Origin of the sequence: Candidatus Aquarickettsia rohweri (genome assembly GCF_003953955.1) — a bacterium.
Taxonomy (GTDB): domain Bacteria; phylum Pseudomonadota; class Alphaproteobacteria; order Rickettsiales; family Midichloriaceae; genus Aquirickettsia; species Aquirickettsia rohweri.
Window position 1 is genome coordinate 1 of record NZ_RXFM01000121.1, and the last position, 2,962, is coordinate 2,962.

A 2,962-nucleotide genomic window follows, 5' to 3' on the forward strand; every position below is an offset into this window, starting at 1 on the left:
CTACAAGAATTCTGTGCCATTTATAAAATGTACTTCTCGGCACATTCTTTTGCTTACAAAATTCATATTTACTTACATTACTTTTTTTATATTCTTCTACTAGCTCTTTCCATTTTTCATTACTTATTCTTTTTTTCTTTTTTTCTAATAGCATCATTAGCCTCTATTTTTTTAGGCTTTTGTTCTACCACTTATTTTTATTCTTGCCTAGATGCCCTTATTTTAGCGCTTACTTTATAATTTTGATGTTTGATTAGTTTAACCTTATTGACTTATTTATACTAAACAGTTATTATGTAAGTAAAGAAATATAATAAATAATTGAGCATGGAAATTAGTAGCACTGAATTAAAAACACATTTAGGGGAATACCTTAATGAAGCTATGAGAAAACCAGTTTTTATAAAAAGACATAAAAGTGAAGCTGTTTTAATTAGCAGGGAAGAGTATGATAGACTTCAGAATTTGGAAGATGCATATTTAATGAATGAAATTCATTTAGCAGAACAAAATGGTTATATAGGTGTTGAAGAAACAATGAAGAAAATGAAAAATGCTCTTAGTAAATCTTAGTAACCAAGCTGATAAATTTTTTTCAACATTAGATGCAAAACAATTTAGACAAATTGTTAAAGAAATTTTTAAATTAGCAAAAACCCCTAAACAAAATGATATTAAGAAAATTATCTCCAAAGATAAAGTTTGCTATTACCGCAAAGATATTGGTGAATTTAGAGTAATTTTCAAGATTGTTGATAACATTCTACACGTTGTAGTGGTAGAAAAAAGAAATGATGATTCTGTTTATAAAATATTCAAAAGAAAATAAGAAGTTGCTGTATCTTTTTCCTTTAAAATCCATAATTTAATTTAAAGGCTGTTTTTAAGCTCATAAAAAGATTTTAGCATTTTTTTTGCAGAGATGCACATTTTTAAAAAATAGTATGCTCTTATGCTTTAAAAAAGTGGGTTTAAATTAATTTAATTTTATTATTTAGTGCTTACATATAAAAAGTAAATGATTAGATTGGATACTTAAAAGGTAATCAAGTTAAGTATTAGTACAAAAAAATTAAAATTTCCCTGTACTTCCTCAAATCCTCTATTTACAGTACACATTAACTAATATGCTTGACTTTATTGTACTACAGTAGTACAATCTAGCTTATTTGATTTATTTGTACTATCATCATGAAAATAGGTTATGCTAGAGTCAGTTCCATCTCTCAAGATTTAGAATTACAAAAAAAAGCTCTCTCTAAAGCTGGTTGCTCTAAAATATTCTGTGAATCTATCAGTGGCAAAAACAATAACCGTCCTCAGCTATCCAATACTTTAGATTCTTTACGAGAAGGCGATATCTTAATTGTTTATAAAATCGATAGAATTGCTAGATCACTCAAAGGCCTGATTGATATTATCGAATTACTAGATTCTAAAAAAGTTGACCTCATATCCCTTGACTCTGGTGATAAAGTTGATACCACTTCCCCTATGGGTAAAGCATTCTTTCAAATCGCCGTCGTTTTCGCCGAACTAGAACGTAGCTTAATTAACTCTAGGACTAAAGCTGGTATCAAATTAGCTAAACAACAAGGAGTTAAATTTGGCCGCAAAATAGGTAGTAAAAACAAAAATACTAATCACAAAGCTGAAAGAATCAGGATATTTCTTTCTGCCAATAAAAGCTATGATTGGATTTCAAACGAACTCTCTGTTAGCAAACAAACTATTTCTCTCATAAAAAAACAAATGAATTCTACTGCAACAACCAATTAATTCCCTTTTTTTAATTGATCTTCATGATCCTCTTCTTTGCTTATAAGACCTTTCTCTGTTAGTTTAGGCATTAGAATTTTTTCAGTGAAATACTCTCTCCAATAATTCTCTCTAAACACTGAATGTCCTTTTTTTACTGACTCTGGCATTTCTAACTCTATTCCCTTCACTTCTTCCTCACTAAGACTCTCTCTCCATGGTTCATACTCTACTTTCGAATATTCATTTATCAACTCTTCTTTCTCCTTTTGCTTTTTCTTCTTAATCAAAATCAACTGTTTTAATGACTTCTCCTTCTCTGATATATATTCTGCTTCAAACCATCCTTTTCCTTTGCATAATCTCCCTACAAACACTCCTATTGGATTCTCATACTTGATTTTATCTTCTTCTAACGCATATGCAAAATGATAGATTGATTCCTGCACTACTTCCCTATCCAATAAATCAAATTCTCTTATATCTTCCAAGTGCCTCTCATTTAATCCATACTTCCTTAATGGTTCTATGTTGATATTACTCCATGTTCTTTCTCTTTCCTCACTTCCTTTTTTTATTTCTAATTTATAAGGCTGGTTTTTTATTTCTTCTTTTTCTATTATTAATTTTTCTTTTTTTCTTTTCTTTAATAATAATAATTTATTATTACTATTATTATTAATAGGAAATTGATTTATGTCCAGTTGTGTGTCCAGTTGTGTGTCCAGTTGTGTGTCCAGTTTGAAATTTAATACATATTCTGCTTTAGCTTTGGCTCCACCTTTCTCATAATCTTTTCTTTTAACTAAACTTTTATCTATCAACCTTTTTAGCGTGGTTTTAATGCTGCCTGATTTAATTTTACTATAAGATGCAAGTTCTAACTTACTTAATTTAATGCTTTTTTTTATACCTTGTTTTTTTATTAAAGTTGCTAAAGTTAAAACAAGAATTTTTTCATTGTTTGGTAAAGAATTAATATCAAAATTTTTAACTAATTTATTTCTTTTTGTAAGTTTGTGTCCAGTTATTTTATCATTTGTGTCCAGTTGTGATTGATTTGTGTCCAGTTTGTGTCCAGTTATTTTATCATTTGTGTCCAGTAGTGATTGATTTGTGTCCAGTTTGTGTCCAGTTATTTTATCATTTGTGTCCAGTAGTGATTGATTTGTGTCCAGTTTGTGTCCAGTTATTTTATCATTTG

General features: G+C 28.8%; 5 protein-coding genes. 3 read left to right on the top strand and 2 right to left on the bottom strand.

The genetic code is table 11. The features are described 5' to 3' along the window. A partial coding sequence (gene tnpA, locus EIC27_RS08480) for an IS66 family insertion sequence element accessory protein TnpA (protein WP_410519448.1) occupies positions 1-157 on the bottom strand: 157 nt, incomplete at its 3' end. A gap of 170 nt (positions 158-327) precedes the next feature. Between tnpA and EIC27_RS06565 the strand changes: the two genes are divergently transcribed. The 3 genes from EIC27_RS06565 (at position 328) to EIC27_RS06575 (ending at position 1,779) form a co-directional block, all read left to right on the top strand. Then, positions 328-573, top strand: a complete 246-nt coding sequence (locus EIC27_RS06565) for a type II toxin-antitoxin system prevent-host-death family antitoxin (protein WP_126045256.1) — start codon at positions 328-330, stop codon at positions 571-573. Then, positions 554-829: a type II toxin-antitoxin system RelE family toxin gene (locus tag EIC27_RS06570; protein WP_126045257.1), complete on the top strand. Its 276-nt coding sequence runs from the start codon at positions 554-556 to the stop codon at positions 827-829. Before EIC27_RS06565 ends, EIC27_RS06570 begins: the two co-directional genes overlap by 20 nt. Before the next feature lie 362 nt (positions 830-1,191). Continuing rightward, positions 1,192-1,779, top strand: coding sequence for a recombinase family protein (locus EIC27_RS06575; RefSeq protein ID WP_126045258.1), 588 nt, complete (start codon positions 1,192-1,194; stop codon positions 1,777-1,779). Here the strand turns inward: EIC27_RS06575 and EIC27_RS07325 are convergent. Next, positions 1,776-2,962 (bottom strand): hypothetical protein (locus EIC27_RS07325; RefSeq protein ID WP_205702363.1); only part of this gene is annotated, 1,187 nt, incomplete at its 5' end. The genes EIC27_RS06575 and EIC27_RS07325 overlap by 4 nt on opposite strands.